We start from the raw sequence: 17,725 nt of genomic DNA, 5'->3' as shown, positions 1-17,725 counted from the left end.
TCGAAGACCCTGCAGGTAGTTGATGATTAAATTGTGTGCGCTTCAAATAAGGCTGTCCATGATTATTTTCCGATGCCTTCCATAGGAATTGGCTATGTTCCGGAAGCTTGCCGCGACTTCTCCGGCAGATGGCCCAATGGCTGGGTTCCGCGCGTAGCGGTGTCGCATTGCACATCCGGCCAATCCGGCGTCGATCAAGGAATACCGTCAAATGTTCCTTGACGCATATATTATGCATAGGCATATATTAGAAAATATGAATACTCAGCTTATGTTCGACGCCGTCGCCGATGCCGCGCGCCGCCGCATTCAAGGCGGATCTCAAACGGCTGCACGTCATGAACGGACGCCCGGAGCGTTGCGCGGCCTGAACGAGAGAAAGGGACACCGTGACTGCCTTGACTGAAGCCGGCCGCAGTCCGCGCCGCCCACCCTGGGTTTGGCTGGGATTCGGCTTTGTCACGTGGATCGCGGCCTACGCCAGCCAGCCGGCCGGCTACGTCGGCGCCGTCATCCACGGTTAGGTGCCGCAGGATTTCATGGCCTCGATCCTGGGCAGGGGTGCGCCGTGGTGGTCGCTACCTGTTGCGGTGCTGCTCGGCGTGCCGCTGTACAGCAATGCTGCAGGCATCCTGCCGCACGTCGACCGCCAAAGACGCTGCGGTCCAACTGGAAAAGGTCGAAGACCTGCAGCAGATCATGATCCATGGCGTGATGAGCAGTGGTGATCGACGGCAGGGTGGTCCACGCCGGGGCGTGCCGACGCGGGCCAAGGTGGAAAGCTGGTTCTGGGCCTTGTCACAAATCCTCACAATCGGCCGCTTGAATCTCGAAAGGATTAGGCTACGCTGATATTGAAGTTGGATAGATATTCACGCACTGCTAAATTGACCAAAGGAGATTTTCATGAAACTACGACACATTGCGCTGCTGGCTGTTCTGGGCGCATCGCTTGCATCCCCCGCTTTTGCGCAACCCGCCGGCGGTCCGGGCATGGGGCCGGGCGGCGGCATGGGCATGCGTTTCAACTTCGACAAGGACAACACGCCCGGCTGGGCGCTGATGAATGCCGAAGAGCGCGCGGCTCATGGCACCAAGATGCGCAACGCCAAGACCTACGACGAATGCAAGTCTCTGCAGACCGAGCATCACCAGGCCATGGAAGCCCGCGCCAAGGAGAAGGGCGTGACGCTGCCGGCGCCGCGCTACAACGGTTGCGACCGTATGAAGGTTCGCGGCTTCTTCAAGTAATCGACAGCGTGCCGCATGCCATGGCGGGTTCCGCCGCCCGATGAGCGAGCATACACATCACCACGGCCCGGCCAGCTTCAGCCGGGCCTTTGCCATTGGCATCGCGCTGAACATCGCCTTCGTGGCGACGGAGGCTTTCTACGGCTGGCGGGTGGGCTCCCTGGCGCTGCTGGCCGATGCCGGACACAACCTGTCGGATGTCGCCGGGCTGGTGCTGGCCTGGGGGGCCGCACTGGCAGCGGGCCGGCTGCCCGACCACCGCCACACCTATGGCTGGCAGCGTGCCTCGATCCTCGCCGCTTTCGCCAATGCCGTGCTGTTGCTGGTGGCCATGGGCTCGCTGCTGTGGGAAGCCGGCCATCGGCTGCAGGCGCCGCACCCGACCGACGGCATCACCATCATGATCGTCGCCGCCGTCGGTGTGCTGGTCAATGGCGCCACCGCCGCGCTGTTCATGGCGGGCGGCAAATCCGACATGAATATTCGCGGCGCCTTCCTGCACATGGCCGCCGACGCCCTGGTCTCGCTCGGCGTGGTCGCCGCCGGCGCGCTCTATCTATGGACCGGCTGGGCCTGGCTCGATCCGGTCACCAGCATGGCGATTGCATTGGTGATCATCGCCGGCACCTGGAGCCTGTTTCGTCAGTCGCTGCACCTGCTGTTCGACGGCGTGCCGGAAAGTGTCGCCCTCGTCGAGGTGGATGCGCTGCTGCGCGCCCTGCCTGGGGTCAAAGGCGTGCATGATCTGCATGTCTGGGCCATGAGTACCACCGAAATCGCTCTGACGGCGCACCTGGTCATGCCCGGCGGACACCCGGGCGACGCCTTCCTCGAAAAAATTGCCCACGACTTGCACGATCATTTTCACATCACGCATCCGACGATACAGATCGAATTCGACGATCCGAATCACGGTTGCGCCCAACCCCTCGATATCCCCTCGCCATGACTGCAGCCAACGGCAAGCTGTTTCAGCCGCATCCCTAGTAGTCAGTCAACAAGGGAAAGGCGCAAGGAAAAGGCGCAAGGAAAAGGCGCATTCCCTGTAGGAGCGAGCTTGCTCGCGATAAGCCGTTGTCGCGAGCAAGCCCGCTCCTGCATCCATCGGTTTCAACATGTCTGCGTACTAGCCGCGGCCGGCAGACCGACAAGGAATCAGCCGGGGCGAATCCCGCTTGACGCACCTCGCTGCCGCCGATAAGATAGTAACCAATTACTATCTTATCGAACTGAACCATGGTGCACAACGAATCCAGACCGCGCAACCTTCCGGCAGACCAGCGGCGGGCGGTCACCGTCGAAGCCGTCATCGAACTGACGGCCGAGCGGAATCCGGGCGACATCACCACGGCGGCGATTGCGCAGCACATGAATCTCACGCAGGGTGCGCTGTTCCGCCACTTCCCGAGCAAGGATGCGATCTGGCAGGCGGTCATGGAATGGGTCGCCGAGCGACTGCTGCAGCGCGTGGATAAGGCCATGCAGGACGCGGAATCGCCGCTGCGGGCGCTGGAAGCGGTGTTCATGACCCATATCGAGTTCGTCGTCGCGCATCCCGGCGTGCCGCGGCTTTTGTTCGGCGAGTTGCAGCGGGCCGAGGACACGCCCGCCAAGCGCATGGCGCGCACCTTGATCGGTGCCTACAGGAAGCGCCTGAGCGGCCTGATCGAAGAGGGAAAGGCCTGCGGCGAAGTGGCATCGGAAGTCGATACCGCGGCGGCCGTCGTCGCCTTCATCGGCAGCATCCAGGGCCTGGTGATGCAATCGCTGCTGAGCGGCAAGGCCCGGCAGATGCGCGCCGACGCGCCGGGTGCCTTTGCCATTTACCGCCGCGGCATCGGGAGCGTCGAATGAAGCCGAATCGCCTGCTGCAATGGCTGGCCGTCGCCGCCCTGATTTTCGGCCTCCTGACCATCGTCAGCGGCGGCCGGGTCCTGTTCGGCGGAGCCCAGGCGCGCGACGAAGCGGGCAACATCGTGCCCTTCGTGCTCTGGTTCAACTTCGTCGCCGGTTTTGTCTATGTCGCCGCCGGCGCCGCCTTGCTGTCGGCCTGGCGCGGCGGTGCCCGGCTGGCGCTGTTTCTGGCCGTGTCCACCGTTCTGGTGTGCCTCGCCTTCATGGCACATGTCGTGTCCGGCGGCGCCTACGAAATGCGCACCGTCGGCGCCCTGTCGATCCGCGCGTTGTTCTGGATCGTGATCGCCGCGCTTGCGCTGCGCGCAGCCAAAGCAACTTCAGTCTGGAGCTGACCCTGATGAAATCCCTGCTCAGCCGACGTTCCGCTTTCATCCTCGCCGGCATCGCGCTGGTGGCCGGCTTTGTCTGGGTCATCGCGCGCAGCGGGCCGCTGGCTCCGCTGCGGGTCACCGTGGCGCAGGTGGCGCGCGCCGACCTTTCTCCGGCGCTGTTCGGCATCGGCGTGGTCGAAGCGCGCCGCAGCTACCTGGTCGGTCCGACCAGCGCCGGCCGCGTGCGCCGGGTTGCGGTCGATGTCGGCGAAGCGGTCACCGCCGGCCAGTTGTTGGCCGAGATGGATCCGGTCGACCTCGATCAGCGTCTGTCCGCCACCGGTGCCGCCGCCGCGCGCGCGGCGAAGGCGATCGACACCGCGGCGGCACAGTTGAGCGACAGCGTCGCGCGGCGCGAAGTGGCGGCCGCCAATGCGCGCCGCTATGACGACCTGGGCAAGAAAGGCTTCGTCAGTTCCAGCGTCACCGAAGGCAAGTCGCAGGAACTGAAATCCGCGGCCGCGCAAGTGACGGCAGCCGAAGCCGGCCTGTCCGGCGCGCGCCAGGATCTGGCGCGGCTCAATGCCGAACGCGAAGGCGCGCAGCAGCAGCGCGCCAACCTGCGCCTGCTGGCGCCTGCCGACGGCGTGGTGACGGCGCGCGATGCCGAGCCCGGTTCGACCGTCGTCGCCGGCCAGGGCGTGCTGCGGATGGTCGCGGCGGACAGCCTGTGGATCAAGCTACGCCTCGACCAGCAGCGCTCGGCGGGCCTGCAAGTCGGCTTGCCGGCCGAGATCGTGCTGCGTTCCCAGCCGGGCAGGGTGCTGGCCGGCAAGGTCGCGCGCATCGAAATGCTGAGCGACAGCGTGACCGAGGAGCGCATCGCGCAAGTGAGCTTCGATGCATTGCCGAAGGATGTTTCGATCGGCGAAATGAGCGAAATCACCCTGCGCCTGCCGGGCATCAGGCAGGCTCTGGTGGTGCCCAGCGCCGCCCTGCGCCAGCGCGACGGCAAGACCGGCGTCTGGGTCCATGTGGGCGACTCATTGCGCTTCGTCGCGGTCAAGCCGGGAAGCAGCGGCGCCGACGGCAGGGTGCAGATACTCGAAGGCCTCAAGGAAGGCGATGCGGTGATCGTGCATAGCGAGCGCGAGATCGGCGAAGACAGCCGGATTCGTGTCGTTCCGGCGATCGCCGCCAGCGGCTCCTGAGTCCGCCATGATCAGCCTCGCCGGTCGCGACATCCTGCATTCCTGGGGCAAGTTCGTCCTCACCGGGATCGGCCTCGGCCTGCTGATCGGCGCCACGCTGACCATGGCCGGCGTCTATCGCGGCATGGTCGATGACGCGCAGGTATTGCTGACCAACAGCGGGGCCGACATCTGGGTGGTGCAGAAGGACACGCAGGGACCCTACGCCGAAGCCTCGAACATCAGGGACGACGTTTACCGCGGCGTGCTCGGCTTGCCCGGCGTGGCCCAGGCCGCCAACGTCACCTACCTGACCATGCAGGTGCTGCATGGCGACCGCGAGAGCCGCAGCATGGTGGTCGGCTTCGAGCCGGGCCAGCCCGGCGAGCCGACCTATCTGGTGGCCGGGCGGCGCCTGCTGCGCGGTCATTACGAGGCCATCGCCGACGTCAAGGCCGGCTTCCGTCTCGGCGAGCGCATCCGCATCCGGCGCCACGACTACGAGGTGGTCGGACTCACGCAGCGTACCGTGTCCTCCGGCGGCGACCCGATGGTCTTCATCCCGATCAAGGATGCGCAGGAGGCGCAGTTCCTCAAGGACAACGACGCCATCATCGCCGACCGCGCCCGCACGGCGGCCAACCCGGCGCTGAACCGTCCCGGCGTGCCCGGCCTGCTCGACGCCGTGAATGCCGCGCAGACCGTCAATCACAGCGTCAACGCGGTACTGGTGAAAGTTGGCGCTGGCAGCACGGCGGAAAGCGTGGCGCAGGAGATCCGTCGCTGGAAGCATCTGCAGGCCTACACCCGCGTGCAGATGGAAGAGATCCTGGTGGCCAAGCTGATCGCCACCTCGGCCAAACAGATCGCCATGTTCCTCGCAATCCTGACTGTCGTCAGTGCCGCGATCGTCGCCTTCATCATCTACACCATGACCCTGGGCAAGATCCGCGAAATCGCGGTGCTCAAGCTGATCGGCACGCGCAACCGCAGCATCGCCGGCATGATCCTGCAGCAGGCGCTGGGCCTCGGCCTGATCGGCTTCATCGTCGGCAAGATCGCGGCCACGCTGTGGGCGCCGGCCTTCCCCAAATACGTGCTGCTGGAAAGCGGCGACGCCCTGCGTGCCTTCATCGTCGTCATGCTGGTGTGCACGCTGGCCAGCACGCTGGCGATCCGCGCCGCGCTCAAGGTCGATCCGGCCGAAGCGATCGGGGGCTGAGATGGATGCAGGCATCCACATCGAAGGCCTCAGCAAGCGTTACGGCGCGGGCGATACCGCCGTCGATGCGCTGAAGGAGGTGAACATGAGCATCGCGCCGGGCGAGGTGGTCGGCCTGGTCGGTCCCAGCGGCTCGGGCAAGACCACGCTGCTCAAGTGCCTCGGTGCGGTGATCGAACCCACGCGCGGCCGCATGACCCTGGGCGGCGAAGTGATCTACGACAGCGAGCAGGGCGGCTGGAAAACCAAAGACCTGCGCGCCTTGCGGCGCGACCGCATCGGCTTCATCTTCCAGGCGCCCTACCTGATTCCCTTTCTCGACGTCACCGACAACGTGGCCCTGCTGCCGATGCTGGCCGGCCGTGCCAACGGGGTTTCGCGTGCGCGTGCGCAGGAACTGCTGCAGGCGCTCGACGTCGCCCATCGCGCCAGGGCGCAGCCGAGCGAACTCTCGGGCGGCGAGCAGCAGCGCGTGTCGATCGCGCGCGCCCTGGCCAACCAGCCGCCGGTGATCCTCGCCGACGAACCCACGGCGCCGCTCGACAGCCAGCGCGCGCTGGCCGTGATGCGCATCCTCAACCAGATGGCCAGCCAGTACCAGACCGCGATCATCGTCGTCACCCACGACGAGAAGATCATCCCCATCTTCAAGCGCATTTATCACATCCGCGATGGCAGGACAGTCGAGGAGGCGGGCGAAGGACGGCAGATTTCCTGAGCAAGCTGGATCGCGGCGCCCCGCGGCATGGGTCGTGGCCGAAACCGGCGACGATCCTGTTCCATCTGTTTGCGCGTATATACGCCGTCGTGTATATTTAACGCGATGGAAGCCCAAGCCCTGTTCGACACCCTCGCCGACCCGACGCGGCGGCGCATTCTGGCCCTGCTGCTGGCGCGGGACGAACTTTGCGTCTGCGAGCTGACCACCGCGCTCGAAGAAATCCAGCCCAAGATCTCGCGCCACCTGGGCGTCATGAAGGGCGCGGGCCTGGTCACGTCCCGCCGCGAAGGCACCTGGATGCATTACCGGATGGCGAAGCTGCCGTCCTGGACCGCGGCGCTGCTCGGCCCGCTGGCGACGGGGGCCGTGCCCGAATTCAAGGCTGACATGAAGCGCCTCAAGATCGTATCCGGTCGCACCGAACGCTGCGCCGACTGAACCTGGAGACCTGGATGAACAAGCTGTATTTCCTGCTGCTCGCTGTCGTGCTGAACCTGATCGTTCCCGCCGCTTTCGCCGCCGACAAGCCCGACTTCCTGGTCGATGCCGACTGGGTCGCGGAGCGACTCAAGGACCCCAAGCTGGTGGTGCTCGAAGTGCGCTACCACCCGCATCGCCACGCCACCGTCGGCCACATTGCCGGCGCCGTGCAGGTGCAGCGCTTCGCCGATCTCGGCGCCAACGACGAAGCGCCGATCATGCGTTTTCCTTCCCGCGCCGCCTTCCAGGCCACGTTGCGGCGCTGGGGCGTCGACGACGATTCCACCGTCGTGGTCTATGACGATTCCTCGACCGCGCTGGCCTCGCGCGTGATGTTCCTGCTCGACCTCTACGGCTTCGACATGCAGCGCGTCAAGCTGCTCGACGGCGGCACCATCGGCTGGACCGGCTTCAACGAGCTGAGCAAGACGCCGACGCCAAAGCGCGCGCCGGGCAAGGTGAGGCTGAAAGCCGCGCCGGCCGCCGCGATGGTCGGCTGGACAGATGTCTATCGCCGCGTCGTCGCCGGCCGCGAGCTGGGCATCACGCTGCTCGACGCCCGCCCGGCCGACATGTACGAGGGCAGCCGGATCCAGCATTCGGTGCAGGGCGGCCACATACCCGGCGCCATCAACATCGTCAGCCTGCAGGGCGTCGATGACCAGTCGCAGCAGTGGAAAACCCTCGCCGAGCTGGCCGCGATCTACAAGGACCTGCCGCGCACCGGCACCGTCATCGCCTACTGCCATGACGGCTTCCGCTCCACTTTGGCCTGGCTGCAACTCAAGGCGCTGGGCTACCCGGACGTACGCGTCTACAACGGCGGCTGGAGCGACTGGGACCGCACCCTGACCCTACCCGTAGTAAAAGGCGGCAAGCCCTTCGACGCCGATTTCGAACTTTGAGGAGCGCAAGTCGATGAGCAGGACCTTCAAAGTGCTGGTGCTGTGCACCGGCAATTCGGCGCGCAGCATCCTCGGCGAGATGCTGTTCAGGCATCTGGGCCGCGGCCGCATCGAGGCGTATTCGGCCGGCAGCAAGCCGGGCGGCGCGGTCAATCCGGTGGCGATCGAAACGCTGCAAAAGCACGGCGTGCCCTGCGCGGGCGCGCGCAGTAAGTCCTGGGATGAGTTTGCCGTAGCGTCAGCGCCAACTCTTGATTTCATCTTCACGGTCTGCGGCAATGCCGCGCAGGAGACCTGCCCGGTCTGGCCCGGCCACCCGGCCACCGCGCACTGGGCCATACCCGACCCGGCGCGCGTCGAACCCATGGCAGCGCGCCGCGCGGCTTTCGAGCAGGCCTACCAGTCGCTCAGGCAGCGCATCGAAGCCTTCCTCGCCCTGCCGCTGGAATCCATGAGTCGCGAAGAAGCGCTCGCCGCGGCACGGCGCATTCATACGGAAGAGTAAGCCATGTCCGCCCAATGTGAAGTCGCCATCAAGCAGTCGGCCGGAAAGGAAGGCAACGGCGCGATGTCCAGCTTCGAGCGCTACCTGACGGTCTGGGTTTTTCTCTGCATCGTGGTCGGCATCGCGCTCGGCCAGTGGTTGCCGGCGCCTTTCCAGATGCTGGGCAAGCTCGAAGTGGCGCGCGTCAATTTGCCGGTCGGCCTGCTGATCTGGGTCATGATCATCCCGATGCTGGTCAAGGTGGATTTCGGTGCGCTGCACGAAGTCCGCAACCATGTCAAAGGCATCGGCGTGACGCTGTTCGTGAACTGGCTGGTGAAGCCTTTCTCGATGGCCTTCCTGGCCTGGCTGTTCATCCGCAACGTCTTCGCGCCCTACCTGCCGGCCGACCAGCTCGACAGCTACATCGCCGGCCTGATCCTGCTCGCCGTCGCGCCCTGCACCGCGATGGTCTTCGTCTGGAGCCGGCTGACCAATGGCGACCCGCTGTTTACATTGTCACAAGTCGCGCTCAACGACAGCATCATGATCGTCGCCTTCGCCCCGCTGGTGGCCTTCCTGCTTGGCATCTCGGCCATCACCGTGCCCTGGGACACGCTGTTCACCTCGGTCGTGCTCTACATCGTGATCCCGGTGATCCTGGCCCAGGTTTGGCGCAAGTCGCTGCTCAAGCAAGGACAAGCGCATTTCGACGCGACCATGGAAAAAATCGGCCCCTGGTCGATCGGCGCGCTGCTGGCCACCCTGGTGCTGCTGTTCGCCTTCCAGGGCAAGGCCATCATCGAGCAGCCGCTGATCATCGCGCTCCTGGCGGTACCTATCCTGATCCAGGTCTTCTTCAATTCGGCGCTGGCCTACTGGCTCAACCGCGCCGTCGGCGAAAAACACAACGTCGCCTGCCCCTCGGCCCTGATCGGCGCCAGTAACTTCTTCGAACTCGCGGTGGCCGCCGCCATCAGCCTGTTCGGTTTCGAATCCGGCGCCGCGCTGGCCACCGTGGTCGGCGTGTTGATCGAAGTGCCGGTAATGCTGCTGGTGGTCAGGGTGGTCAATGCCAGCAAGGGCTGGTACGAACGCAGCGATCAATGAGCCATGCGCTGCCTGACCGACGCCTGGAACGCCCACGAAGCCGAGCTGCGCCGCTTCCTGCGCCATCGTGCGCGCAGCGAGGCCGAGGGCGACGATCTGCTGCAGGAAGTTTTTCTGCGCGCGATGCGCCGGCCCAACGGCCTGTGCGGCCTCGATAGCCCGCGCGCCTGGCTGTTCCATGCCGCACGCAACCTGCTGATCGACCGCCTGCGATTGGCCCGCGACCAGGTGCCGCTGCCCGAGGATCTGGCCGCCGAACCCGCAGCCGTGCTGGCGCCGGTCGATGGCCTGGCGCAGTGCCTGCCGCGCGTGCTGGCCGAACTGGCGCCCGAAGACCGTGACGCGATCACCTGCTGCGACATCGAAGGCATGAGCCAGAAAGATTACGCCGCCCGCCTCGGGCTCAGCCTGCCGGGCGCCAAATCGCGCGTGCAGCGGGCTCGCGCCCGGCTCAAGGCGCGCCTGACGGTCGCCTGCCAGGTCAAGTTCGACACCGACGGCGCTGTCTGCTGCTTCGTCCCGCGCCCGCCCGAAGCCTGACCACGCGGCGCCGTTCTGTGCGGATTGTGTGGCGGACCGTGGGGCGAACCGTAGGGCGGACTGTAGGGCGGACTTCAGTCCGCCATCGTAGGTCGGCCGACTGAAGTCGGCCCTACAAAGGTCGCAGCACTTGCGAAGCGGACCACGAGTGCAGCGCTCAACTGGCATCGCCCGTCCATGAGCCCAGGACGCCGAGGCGTCTGGATTGAAACCTCGACTCCAATCCCTGTCCCCTTGGTCAAATACAAGCAAAATGGGTGTAAATGGCTTGATCAATGCGCCGATCGCCCATGACAGAAGCTCTGGAAGAATGGGTGTAAATGGTTGTAGTATTGGTGCCCATGATCCGATCCCATGCTGTCCAGATAACTCCAGAGATCCTGAGCCTCATCGCCGGCATCGATGAGTTCAAGGGGGCTTGGCGCGCGCTTGGCTCACTCGCGCCCGATCGACTTTCGGCTTTGCTGCGGGTCGCCACCATCGAAAGCATCGGATCGTCGACGCGCATCGAGGGCAGCAAACTGTCGGACCGCGAGGTCGAGCGCCTGCTGTCCAGGCTGCAGATCAAGTCCTTCGAAACGCGCGACGAGCAGGAGGTGGCCGGCTACGCCGGGGTCATGGAACTGGTCTTCACGTCCTGGCCGGACATTGCGCTGACCGAGAACCACATCAAGCAACTGCACCGCGACCTGCTGAACTACAGCGAAAAGGATGCCTGGCACCGGGGCAACTACAAGACCTCCACCAACAGCGTGGTCGCCTTCGACGAAGACGGCAAACAACTCGGCGTGGTGTTCGAAACCGCAACGCCCTTCGACACACCACGCCTGATGACCGAGCTGGTCACCTGGTTCAACGCAGAGCGCAGCGCGGCAAGGCTCCACCCGCTGCTGCTGATCGGCATTTGGGGCGTGGTGTTTTTGGAGATACACCCCTTCCAGGACGGCAACGGCCGCCTGAGCCGGGTATTGACCACGCTGCTGTTGCTGCAGGGCGGTTATGCCTACGTGCCCTATAGTTCGCTGGAAAGCGTGATCGAGCAGAGCAAGGAAGCCTACTACCTCGCGCTGCGGCAGACGCAAGGGACGATCCGGACCGAGTCGCCGAACTGGCAACCCTGGCTGGTCTTCTTCCTGCGTGCGCTGGCCGAGCAGGTACGACGCCTGAATCGCAAGGTGGAGCGCGAAAAAATCGTGCTGGCCGCATTGCCCGAACTCTCGCTGCAGATCGTCGAGTTCGCGCGGGAGCATGGACGCATCACCATGGGCGATGCGATTCGGCTGACCGGCGGCAATCGCAACACGCTCAAGCAACATTTCCGGGCCCTGGTGGAGCAAGGCCACCTCGGTCAGCACGGCGCCGGCAGGGGCGTCTGGTACGAGTTGCGATAGGGGGAAGTTCATGCCCAGTACTCGCCAACAAAGCAATTTTTCGCAACTCAAGGCCCACGACGAGCAGTTGGGCGATTGGGCTTGTTCGCCCGTCGCCGACATTCCGCATTAGCCCTCGCATAGTGGGGCGGACCGGCCGGACCGTAGGGCGGTCTGTAGGGCGGACCGTAGGGCGGACTTCAGTCCGCCAACCACCCCGGCCAACTGAATGAAGTCGGCCCTACAACGGTCGCAGCACCTGCGAAGCGGAGCAGGTAAGGGGCGGCTGATGTCTCCGCATCCGGAGCACGCAATCGACAAGCGGATTGCGGCAATCGCCGCGATTCACGACTTGACGGTGGTCATTCGCAATGTCGATGATTTTCGCGGCACGGGCGCAAGACTTCAAAACCCCTTCATGTGATCGCGGCGATGACCTGGACGTCGACCTCAATAGCTGTTTTGTTCAATACTGAAAGTTGGCGCTGGCGACACGGCGGCCAGTCGGCCTGAACGGACGCTGGCTACTGAAAGCGGTTTAGGCTGCTATGAATTGCTTGGCGGACACTCCACGATCAACCGGCTTGCCGTCATGCCGGTGCCAACTCTTGGCTTCAGTAACCAAACCGCGCTGCCAACCCCTCAAGCGTCATGTTCTCCACAATCTCGTCATGCGGAATCAGCACATAGCGCCACGGCTTGCCGCCATAACTCGCCGCATGGTCTGAAGCATTCGCGCACCACTTGACGGCGGCTTCCTTCTTGGCAATGACAATGGAGTCTTTCAGCTCTGCTCGCTTCTTGGGTTCCAGCATGTAGATCGTTGCAACGGTTTCAGCAACGAAGTCAGGCTGGTATTCCGGATGATCCGCCCCGTTCTGGTAGTAAATCTGGAACTGGCCCTTGGCGGGCTTAAACCACTTGAGTGAATCGCGCTCCAGAATCACCGCCAGCTCGCGCTCCGAGTTGGAATTGAACTTCTGTACCGCATAGAGACAGCGCTGGAAGCCGCCGAACAGGTACTTCGCCATGTTGCTCTTGTCGGCCGGCTCCACCCGGTAGTTAGCAGTCGGTTCCTGGACGGAATGCGAGTAGGCGCTCTGCTTCAGCTCGGTATAGCCCTTGCTGATTTTCACCTCATAGCCGGCCACCTCCTCCCAGTAATGCGCCTGCATCTGGGAGTGAATATATTTCGCAATAGGCTGCTGGTAACAGCGCAGTACCTTGCGGGTGTCCTCCTCGGACAAGTAAGTCTTGAAATGCTGCACGGTCTGGGTGGCCAAGTCATAGAGCAGATCGGCGTGTTCGTCGTAGGAAACATCGTCGAAATCCACCAGGCCGCTGACGACATAGTTTTCCAGCCGCGCTTCGTCGATGCCGCCACGGCCGACCGACACCACTTCCAGTTGATTGGTGCGCAGGTGCTGTATCCAGAGCTCGTCGGACACCGCCGGGTACTTCAAGGTATCCAGCTTCAGCACGAAGGCTTTGAAGCCCGACTTCACTTCGCCCTTGGGCACCACCAGAATGCGCGGTATGTCGATCGTCTGCTGCGTGACCAGTTCGACCGTCTTCGCCACCACGGCGGCAAAGTCCGGCTTCTCCGTCACCCCGTCCAGTTCCAGTTGAGTCGGCTGATGCTGCTCCTCGACCGCCTTGACAATGGCGGCCTGAATTTCGGGCTTCTTCAGGTACTCGATGGTAGGCAATGTCAGCGGCTGGTTTTCCAGCTTGCGGATGACCTCGTAGGTGATCTGAGCGACCTTCTGCTCTTCCGGCTTGGTGAAGACCGGCGCCTGATCCTGCCCGGCCACCGTTGTGCTGCTGGTCGCGTGGTCAGGCGTCAAGCCCAGCTTGGTCGCCAGTTGCGATTGCGACACGACCGTGGTCGTTTTCTGACCAAGATCATCCGCATCCAGCACCAGGGTCTGCAAATGAATTGTCGACTCCGGCTTGTTGGCCTCGGCGATGATTTCCTGAAACTTGTCATGGGCGACGATGTTCAGCCGATCCACGGCCGTCACGCCCGTGCGCTTGCCGTAGGGCAGGCGCAGGCCGCGCCCGATGGACTGCTCGATGAGAATGCGGGCATTGGCCGCCCGCAGCGGCACGATGGTGTAGAGGTTGGTCACGTCCCAGCCTTCCTTGAGCATGTTGACGTGAATCACGATCTCCGTCGGCTCGTCGGTGTGCTCCACCTTGAGCAGGCGGCCGATCATCTCTTCTTCTTCTGCGCCGGTCTTGCTCGAATCCACCTGGATAACTTTGTCGCGATAGCGCCCTTCGAAGAATTTGTCCGACTTGATCCACTCGGATAGCTGCCCGGCATGAGTGGTGTCGCGGGCAATCACCAGCAGGAAGGGCTTGACGATGGGGTTCTCGCTCTCGCGGGCGTAGGTCTCCAGTTCCACCTTCACGCTTTCATGCAGGCGCACGCCGTCTTCCAGCTTCAGGCGCTCGATTTCCTCCGCCGACATGCCGGCCGGGTTGAAGTTCTTGCGCGTGACCACGGCCGGTTCCTTGACGAAGCCATCGGCCATCGCCTTGCCCAGCGGATAGTCGACGATCACGTTCTTGAACGCCACCGCGCCGCGCGGAGTTTCCACAAACGGTGTGGCGGTCAGCTCCAGCCCCAGGATCGGCTTCAGTTCGTTGATGGCACGAATGCCGGCGCTGGCGCGGTAGCGATGCGACTCGTCCATCAGCATCACCAGATCGGGCAAGCCGGCCAGATAGTCGAAGTAGCTCTCGCCGATGTATTCCGAAAGCCGCTTAATGCGCGGCGACTTGCCGCCGCGCACCTCGGAATTGATCTTGGAAATGTTGAAGATGTTGATCCGCACGCCGCCAAAAAGCGTGCCGCTGCGCGGGTCATGCTGATCGTAGTTATCGCCGGTGATGATGGAAGGCGCATTGATGGCGAATTCGGCGATACCCCGAAACACGTACTTGGGATGATTGCGGTCGCTGAAATCGACTTTCAGCTTGTTGTAGATGGTCAGGTTCGGCGCCAGCACGAAGAAGTTGTCGATGCCGTGCGCCAGGTGCAGATAGCTGATGAAGGCGCCCATCAGCCGCGTCTTGCCCACGCCGGTGGCGAGCGCGAAGCACAGCGAGGGAAAGTCACGCTCGAAATCCGTCACCGACGGGAACTCACTGCGGATCGCCTCCAGCATGGCCGTAACATCCGCCCCCTTTCCCGGTGGGGCAATCTCCGTAATGCGGTCTAAGATTTCCAGCGAGCGGCGCTGCGGATGACGCAGGCTCAGGCGGCCGGCGATGGCGTTGACGTGGCGGTTCATGACTGCTCCCTGTTTTTTTTGGGCTTCGCGGGAGCCTTCGAATCCTTCTTGATCTTAGCCTTGTCTGGCAGCGGCGACAAAAACCGCAGTTCCCGCCGCAACTCGTCTTCAAGCTCCTCGACCGTCGGCAAGTAAAGCTGATAGCGGCTGGTGAAAATGTTGCGCTCCTGCTGCTCACCCAGCGTGTACTTCACCACGGCGTCATTCTTGTCCGGGCAGAGAATCAGGCCAATCGTCGGGTTGTCGCCCTCCGTGCGCCGTTCGCGGTCGTAGTAATTCACGTAGAACTGAATCTGGCCGAGGTCGGCATGGGTCAGCTTGCCAACCTTCAGGTCGATCAGCACGAAGCACTTCAGCACCGTGTGATAGAAGACCAGATCGATATAGAAGTGGTCGCCGTCGAGTGTGATGCGCTCCTGCCGGGAGACGAAGGCGAAACCCTTGCCCAGTTCCAGCAGGAAGGTTTCCAGCTTGCCGATCAAGGCCTGTTCCAGCTTCGACTCCACCAACTGGGGCGATTCCGGTAGATCGAGAAATTCCAGCACTACCGGGTCCTTGAGTGCATCGATGGGTCGCGTGATCTCGTGGCCCTGAACGGCCAATCGCATCAATCCTGCCTTGTCCCTACTCTTTGCCAGGCGGTCAAACAGCAGGCTGTTGATCTGTCGCTCCAACTCACGCGCCGACCAGGCATTGCGGATCGCCTCGATTTCGTAGAAGTCCCGCGCTTCGCTGCGGCTGACGCGCAGCAGCGTGCGGTAATGCGTCCAGGAAAGATTTGCGCTGAGTTGCCCCGGCGGCAAAGGGACACCCGATGCCAGTCCATGCGACGAGGGAAGGGGGAATTGCTGAAGGGCTTCCGAATTCCGACGCACTGTCTCGGAATTTGCTGCAGTGCCGGCGAGGTGGCCAGATTTCCGACGCGCCGCGTCGGAAATCTGCTCCGGGAGCAAGCGCGGATACTCCAGATAAAATCGCCGGAACAGTTCCAGATTGTCCACGCCGTAGCCCGCTTCGAACTCCGCCTTGAGACGAGCAGCCAGATCGGCAAGCAGTTCAGCGCCATATCCGGCCCGCTTCTTTCCTTGCTGTTCCTCCTCGACGATCTCTCGCCCGACCAGCCAGTTGGCGATCACCTGCGTCGTATTGACGGTGCGCGCGATGTTGCCGCGCGCCGCATCCAAAATTTCGCGCACCCGGCCATAGAGCGGGGGAATGGTCGTTGTGGCGGCAGCGATTTTCTTAGCCATGCTCAAGCCTCTCCATCGAAAAGGCCCTGCTGGCCAGGCTTCGGCGGCTCCTTGGGCAGATTTTCCACCTGCAGCGAGTAATCGTCGTGCCCCCACTCGCAGCGCGACAGTACCTGTTTGGGAATCTTCTTCACCGTCAGGTTCGAATAGGCATCGGCCTTGGCGCGGAAAGCGGTGCATAGCACCAGCAGCGACCGATCCGGCCCGACCTCGTCGGCGAGTTGCTGCAACTGCTCATGGGTCAGGCTGGCGGTGGTCACATAGACGAAATCGCGCTCGGTGGAATGGCCGTGCTGCCAATAGACCGCATCCGAAGGCGCGTAGCTGAAACCTTCCAGCTTGCATAACGCCTCGGCCAGCATGGCGGGGTTGTAGTCGTGGTTGATGACCCAGTTGCCCCACTTGTCCTTTTCCAGCAGCGAGGGCGCGAGTTTGTAATAGCGAAACCCGCCGCCGCCCTTCCAGTCCACCGCCTTGCTGATACCACCTTGATCTTCGCCGTCGATGACCTTTTGCAGGCGCGGAATGATGTGGGTATGGCAGTGCTCGCCCAGCTCGATCATGATCCAGCGTCGGCCCATTTTGTGGGCGACTGCGCCGGTGGTGCCGGAGCCGGCGAAGGAGTCGAGAACGAGGTCGCCGGGGTTAGAAGCAGCCTCCAGAATCCGCTTGATCAACCGCTCCGGCTTCGGAGTAATAAACATCTCGTCTGCGTCGGCTGAAACCGCACGCAGTTCATTCTTTGCCTCAGCATTGTGCCCCGCCTCATCGTGTGACCACCAGGTCGATGGAACAACACCTCCTTGAACTTCCGAAAGAAACCGCTTTTGTGCTGGTGTGTTGTCGCCCTTCTCGCCCCACCAGATGCGGTTATCGGTCTGCATTCCAAGAAACTTGTCTTCCGAGATACGCCAGTACGTTCCCTTTGGCGGGCCTTCAATTACTCGGCCAGAGGGGGATTTGATCGAATACAAACCTTTGCTGTAGTAATTTCGAGCTTGTATCGGGGTCGCCTTCCAAGGCCCACGAGGGTCGCTATCTGGATTCTTGTAGGCGTCGTCCTGTTTCGCCGTTCTCGGAAGATCATTTCGCCGCCACTTCTCTACATCTTTTGCATAAACAAGGATGTAATCATGCATTCCAGAAAAGTGTTTGGCTGTGTTCTTCGTCGTGTAAATTTTTTGCCAGACCACAGAGGTAATGAAGTTCGCCCGCCCAAACACCTCGTCACACATAACCTTCAGGTAGTGCGCCTCGTTGTCGTCAATCGTGATCCACAGCGATCCATCATCTGACAACAACCGCTTGATGATCTCCAACCGATCGCGCATCAGCGACAGCCAGATCGAATGCTCCACGCCGTCGTCGTAATGGGTAAAGGCGCTGCCGGTGTTGTAAGGCGGGTCGATGAAGACGCATTTCACCTTGCCGGAAAACTCCCCCTCCAGCGCCTTCAACGCCAGCAGGTTGTCGCCGAAGATCAGCCTGTTGTCGAATAAGTCGGCGCTGGCGACACGGTGCTTCGCGTGATAGCTCTTCGCCGGATCTTCCAGCAAAATGCGCGGCTCCAGCTTCGGCCGGTTCTCTTTGCCGATCCAGGTGAGTTCTAATTTTTGCTCACTGCTGTCCGGCTAAATCGCGAACAGATTCAATTGGTTGTTGATGATACTGC

General features: G+C 62.8%; 19 protein-coding genes. 16 read left to right on the top strand and 3 right to left on the bottom strand.

What is annotated here, in order from left to right; translation table 11 throughout:
- Positions 1–389 precede the first annotated feature (389 nt).
- The 16 genes from RMO95_RS00715 to RMO95_RS00640 all read left to right on the top strand — a co-directional run bounded on the left by RMO95_RS00715 (position 390) and on the right by RMO95_RS00640 (position 11,925).
- Positions 390–524: a hypothetical protein gene (locus RMO95_RS00715; RefSeq protein ID WP_310448662.1), complete on the top strand. Its 135-nt coding sequence runs from the start codon at positions 390–392 to the stop codon at positions 522–524.
- A 94-nt stretch (positions 525–618) separates the two neighbouring features.
- Positions 619–852, top strand: a complete 234-nt coding sequence (locus tag RMO95_RS00710) for a hypothetical protein (RefSeq protein WP_310448661.1) — start codon at positions 619–621, stop codon at positions 850–852.
- A gap of 54 nt (positions 853–906) precedes the next feature.
- Complete coding sequence (locus RMO95_RS00705; RefSeq protein WP_310448660.1) at positions 907–1,251, top strand: hypothetical protein; 345 nt, start codon at positions 907–909, stop codon at positions 1,249–1,251.
- Between the two features lie 40 nt (positions 1,252–1,291).
- Positions 1,292–2,200 carry a cation diffusion facilitator family transporter gene (locus RMO95_RS00700; protein WP_310448659.1) on the top strand — a complete coding sequence of 303 codons (909 nt, stop codon included), beginning with the start codon at positions 1,292–1,294 and terminating at the stop codon, positions 2,198–2,200.
- Between the two features lie 287 nt (positions 2,201–2,487).
- Positions 2,488–3,105 (top strand): TetR/AcrR family transcriptional regulator, encoded by a 618-nt coding sequence (locus RMO95_RS00695; protein ID WP_310448658.1) that lies wholly within the window; start codon positions 2,488–2,490, stop codon positions 3,103–3,105.
- Positions 3,102–3,500, top strand: a complete 399-nt coding sequence (locus RMO95_RS00690; RefSeq protein ID WP_310448657.1) for a hypothetical protein — start codon at positions 3,102–3,104, stop codon at positions 3,498–3,500. The genes RMO95_RS00695 and RMO95_RS00690 overlap by 4 nt, the downstream gene beginning before the upstream one ends.
- Before the next feature lie 5 nt (positions 3,501–3,505).
- Complete coding sequence (locus RMO95_RS00685; RefSeq protein ID WP_310448656.1) at positions 3,506–4,690, top strand: efflux RND transporter periplasmic adaptor subunit; 1,185 nt, start codon at positions 3,506–3,508, stop codon at positions 4,688–4,690.
- A 7-nt stretch (positions 4,691–4,697) separates the two neighbouring features.
- On the top strand, positions 4,698–5,891 hold the full coding sequence (locus RMO95_RS00680) for an ABC transporter permease (protein WP_310448655.1): 1,194 nt from the start codon (positions 4,698–4,700) through the stop codon (positions 5,889–5,891).
- A 1-nt stretch (position 5,892) separates the two neighbouring features.
- On the top strand, positions 5,893–6,609 hold the full coding sequence (locus RMO95_RS00675; RefSeq protein ID WP_310448654.1) for an ABC transporter ATP-binding protein: 717 nt from the start codon (positions 5,893–5,895) through the stop codon (positions 6,607–6,609).
- Positions 6,610–6,714: 105 nt separating this feature from the next.
- On the top strand, positions 6,715–7,050 hold the full coding sequence (locus tag RMO95_RS00670; protein ID WP_310448653.1) for a metalloregulator ArsR/SmtB family transcription factor: 336 nt from the start codon (positions 6,715–6,717) through the stop codon (positions 7,048–7,050).
- 14 nt (positions 7,051–7,064) lie between these two features.
- Entirely contained in the window at positions 7,065–7,997 is a 933-nt protein-coding gene (locus RMO95_RS00665; protein ID WP_310448652.1) for a sulfurtransferase, read from the top strand.
- Positions 7,998–8,010: 13 nt separating this feature from the next.
- Positions 8,011–8,502 (top strand): arsenate reductase ArsC, encoded by a 492-nt coding sequence (locus tag RMO95_RS00660; protein WP_310448651.1) that lies wholly within the window; start codon positions 8,011–8,013, stop codon positions 8,500–8,502.
- A 3-nt stretch (positions 8,503–8,505) separates the two neighbouring features.
- Positions 8,506–9,591, top strand: coding sequence for an ACR3 family arsenite efflux transporter (arsB, locus tag RMO95_RS00655; protein WP_310448650.1), 1,086 nt, complete (start codon positions 8,506–8,508; stop codon positions 9,589–9,591).
- Positions 9,592–9,594: 3 nt separating this feature from the next.
- A complete protein-coding gene (gene sigZ, locus RMO95_RS00650) occupies positions 9,595–10,131 on the top strand; it encodes an RNA polymerase sigma factor SigZ (protein WP_310448649.1) in 537 nt (178 codons plus the stop codon).
- A gap of 341 nt (positions 10,132–10,472) precedes the next feature.
- Positions 10,473–11,522, top strand: coding sequence for a Fic family protein (locus RMO95_RS00645; RefSeq protein WP_310448648.1), 1,050 nt, complete (start codon positions 10,473–10,475; stop codon positions 11,520–11,522).
- A gap of 208 nt (positions 11,523–11,730) precedes the next feature.
- The gene (locus RMO95_RS00640; protein WP_310448647.1) at positions 11,731–11,925 is read left to right on the top strand and encodes a hypothetical protein; all 195 of its coding nucleotides are present in this window, start codon (positions 11,731–11,733) and stop codon (positions 11,923–11,925) included.
- 190 nt (positions 11,926–12,115) lie between these two features.
- On the opposite strand, the gene RMO95_RS00635 is transcribed toward RMO95_RS00640, so the two are convergent.
- The 3 genes from RMO95_RS00635 to RMO95_RS00625 are packed head-to-tail and all read right to left on the bottom strand — an operon-like array spanning position 12,116 to position 17,609.
- The gene (locus RMO95_RS00635; RefSeq protein ID WP_310448646.1) at positions 12,116–14,803 is read right to left on the bottom strand and encodes a DEAD/DEAH box helicase; all 2,688 of its coding nucleotides are present in this window, start codon (positions 14,801–14,803) and stop codon (positions 12,116–12,118) included.
- Positions 14,800–16,053: a YhcG family protein gene (locus tag RMO95_RS00630; RefSeq protein ID WP_310448645.1), complete on the bottom strand. Its 1,254-nt coding sequence runs from the start codon at positions 16,051–16,053 to the stop codon at positions 14,800–14,802. Before RMO95_RS00630 ends, RMO95_RS00635 begins: the two co-directional genes overlap by 4 nt.
- Before the next feature lie 2 nt (positions 16,054–16,055).
- Positions 16,056–17,609, bottom strand: a complete 1,554-nt coding sequence (locus RMO95_RS00625; protein WP_409574915.1) for a site-specific DNA-methyltransferase — start codon at positions 17,607–17,609, stop codon at positions 16,056–16,058.
- Between the last annotated feature and the right edge of the window lie 116 nt (positions 17,610–17,725).

The organism is Sulfuritalea sp., from assembly GCF_031426875.1.
Lineage (GTDB): Bacteria > Pseudomonadota > Gammaproteobacteria > Burkholderiales > Rhodocyclaceae > Sulfuritalea.
The sequence above is the reverse complement of the archived record's forward strand: the minus strand, read 5'-3'. Positions and strand labels throughout refer to the sequence as shown.

Excerpts from the sequence above, each read along its gene's own strand:
- RMO95_RS00710 (WP_310448661.1), top strand. The coding sequence starts at position 619 with ATGCTGCAGGCATCCTGCCGCACGTCGACCGCCAAAGACGCTGCGGTC.
- RMO95_RS00705 (WP_310448660.1), top strand. The coding sequence starts at position 907 with ATGAAACTACGACACATTGCGCTGCTGGCTGTTCTGGGCGCATCGCTT.
- RMO95_RS00700 (WP_310448659.1), top strand. The coding sequence starts at position 1,292 with ATGAGCGAGCATACACATCACCACGGCCCGGCCAGCTTCAGCCGGGCC.
- RMO95_RS00695 (WP_310448658.1), top strand. The coding sequence starts at position 2,488 with ATGGTGCACAACGAATCCAGACCGCGCAACCTTCCGGCAGACCAGCGG.
- RMO95_RS00690 (WP_310448657.1), top strand. The coding sequence starts at position 3,102 with ATGAAGCCGAATCGCCTGCTGCAATGGCTGGCCGTCGCCGCCCTGATT.
- RMO95_RS00685 (WP_310448656.1), top strand. The coding sequence starts at position 3,506 with ATGAAATCCCTGCTCAGCCGACGTTCCGCTTTCATCCTCGCCGGCATC.
- RMO95_RS00680 (WP_310448655.1), top strand. The coding sequence starts at position 4,698 with ATGATCAGCCTCGCCGGTCGCGACATCCTGCATTCCTGGGGCAAGTTC.
- RMO95_RS00675 (WP_310448654.1), top strand. The coding sequence starts at position 5,893 with ATGGATGCAGGCATCCACATCGAAGGCCTCAGCAAGCGTTACGGCGCG.
- RMO95_RS00670 (WP_310448653.1), top strand. The coding sequence starts at position 6,715 with ATGGAAGCCCAAGCCCTGTTCGACACCCTCGCCGACCCGACGCGGCGG.
- RMO95_RS00665 (WP_310448652.1), top strand. The coding sequence starts at position 7,065 with ATGAACAAGCTGTATTTCCTGCTGCTCGCTGTCGTGCTGAACCTGATC.
- RMO95_RS00660 (WP_310448651.1), top strand. The coding sequence starts at position 8,011 with ATGAGCAGGACCTTCAAAGTGCTGGTGCTGTGCACCGGCAATTCGGCG.
- arsB (WP_310448650.1), top strand. The coding sequence starts at position 8,506 with ATGTCCGCCCAATGTGAAGTCGCCATCAAGCAGTCGGCCGGAAAGGAA.
- sigZ (WP_310448649.1), top strand. The coding sequence starts at position 9,595 with ATGCGCTGCCTGACCGACGCCTGGAACGCCCACGAAGCCGAGCTGCGC.
- RMO95_RS00645 (WP_310448648.1), top strand. The coding sequence starts at position 10,473 with ATGATCCGATCCCATGCTGTCCAGATAACTCCAGAGATCCTGAGCCTC.
- RMO95_RS00640 (WP_310448647.1), top strand. The coding sequence starts at position 11,731 with ATGAAGTCGGCCCTACAACGGTCGCAGCACCTGCGAAGCGGAGCAGGT.
- RMO95_RS00635 (WP_310448646.1), bottom strand. The coding sequence starts at position 14,803 with ATGAACCGCCACGTCAACGCCATCGCCGGCCGCCTGAGCCTGCGTCAT.
- RMO95_RS00630 (WP_310448645.1), bottom strand. The coding sequence starts at position 16,053 with ATGGCTAAGAAAATCGCTGCCGCCACAACGACCATTCCCCCGCTCTAT.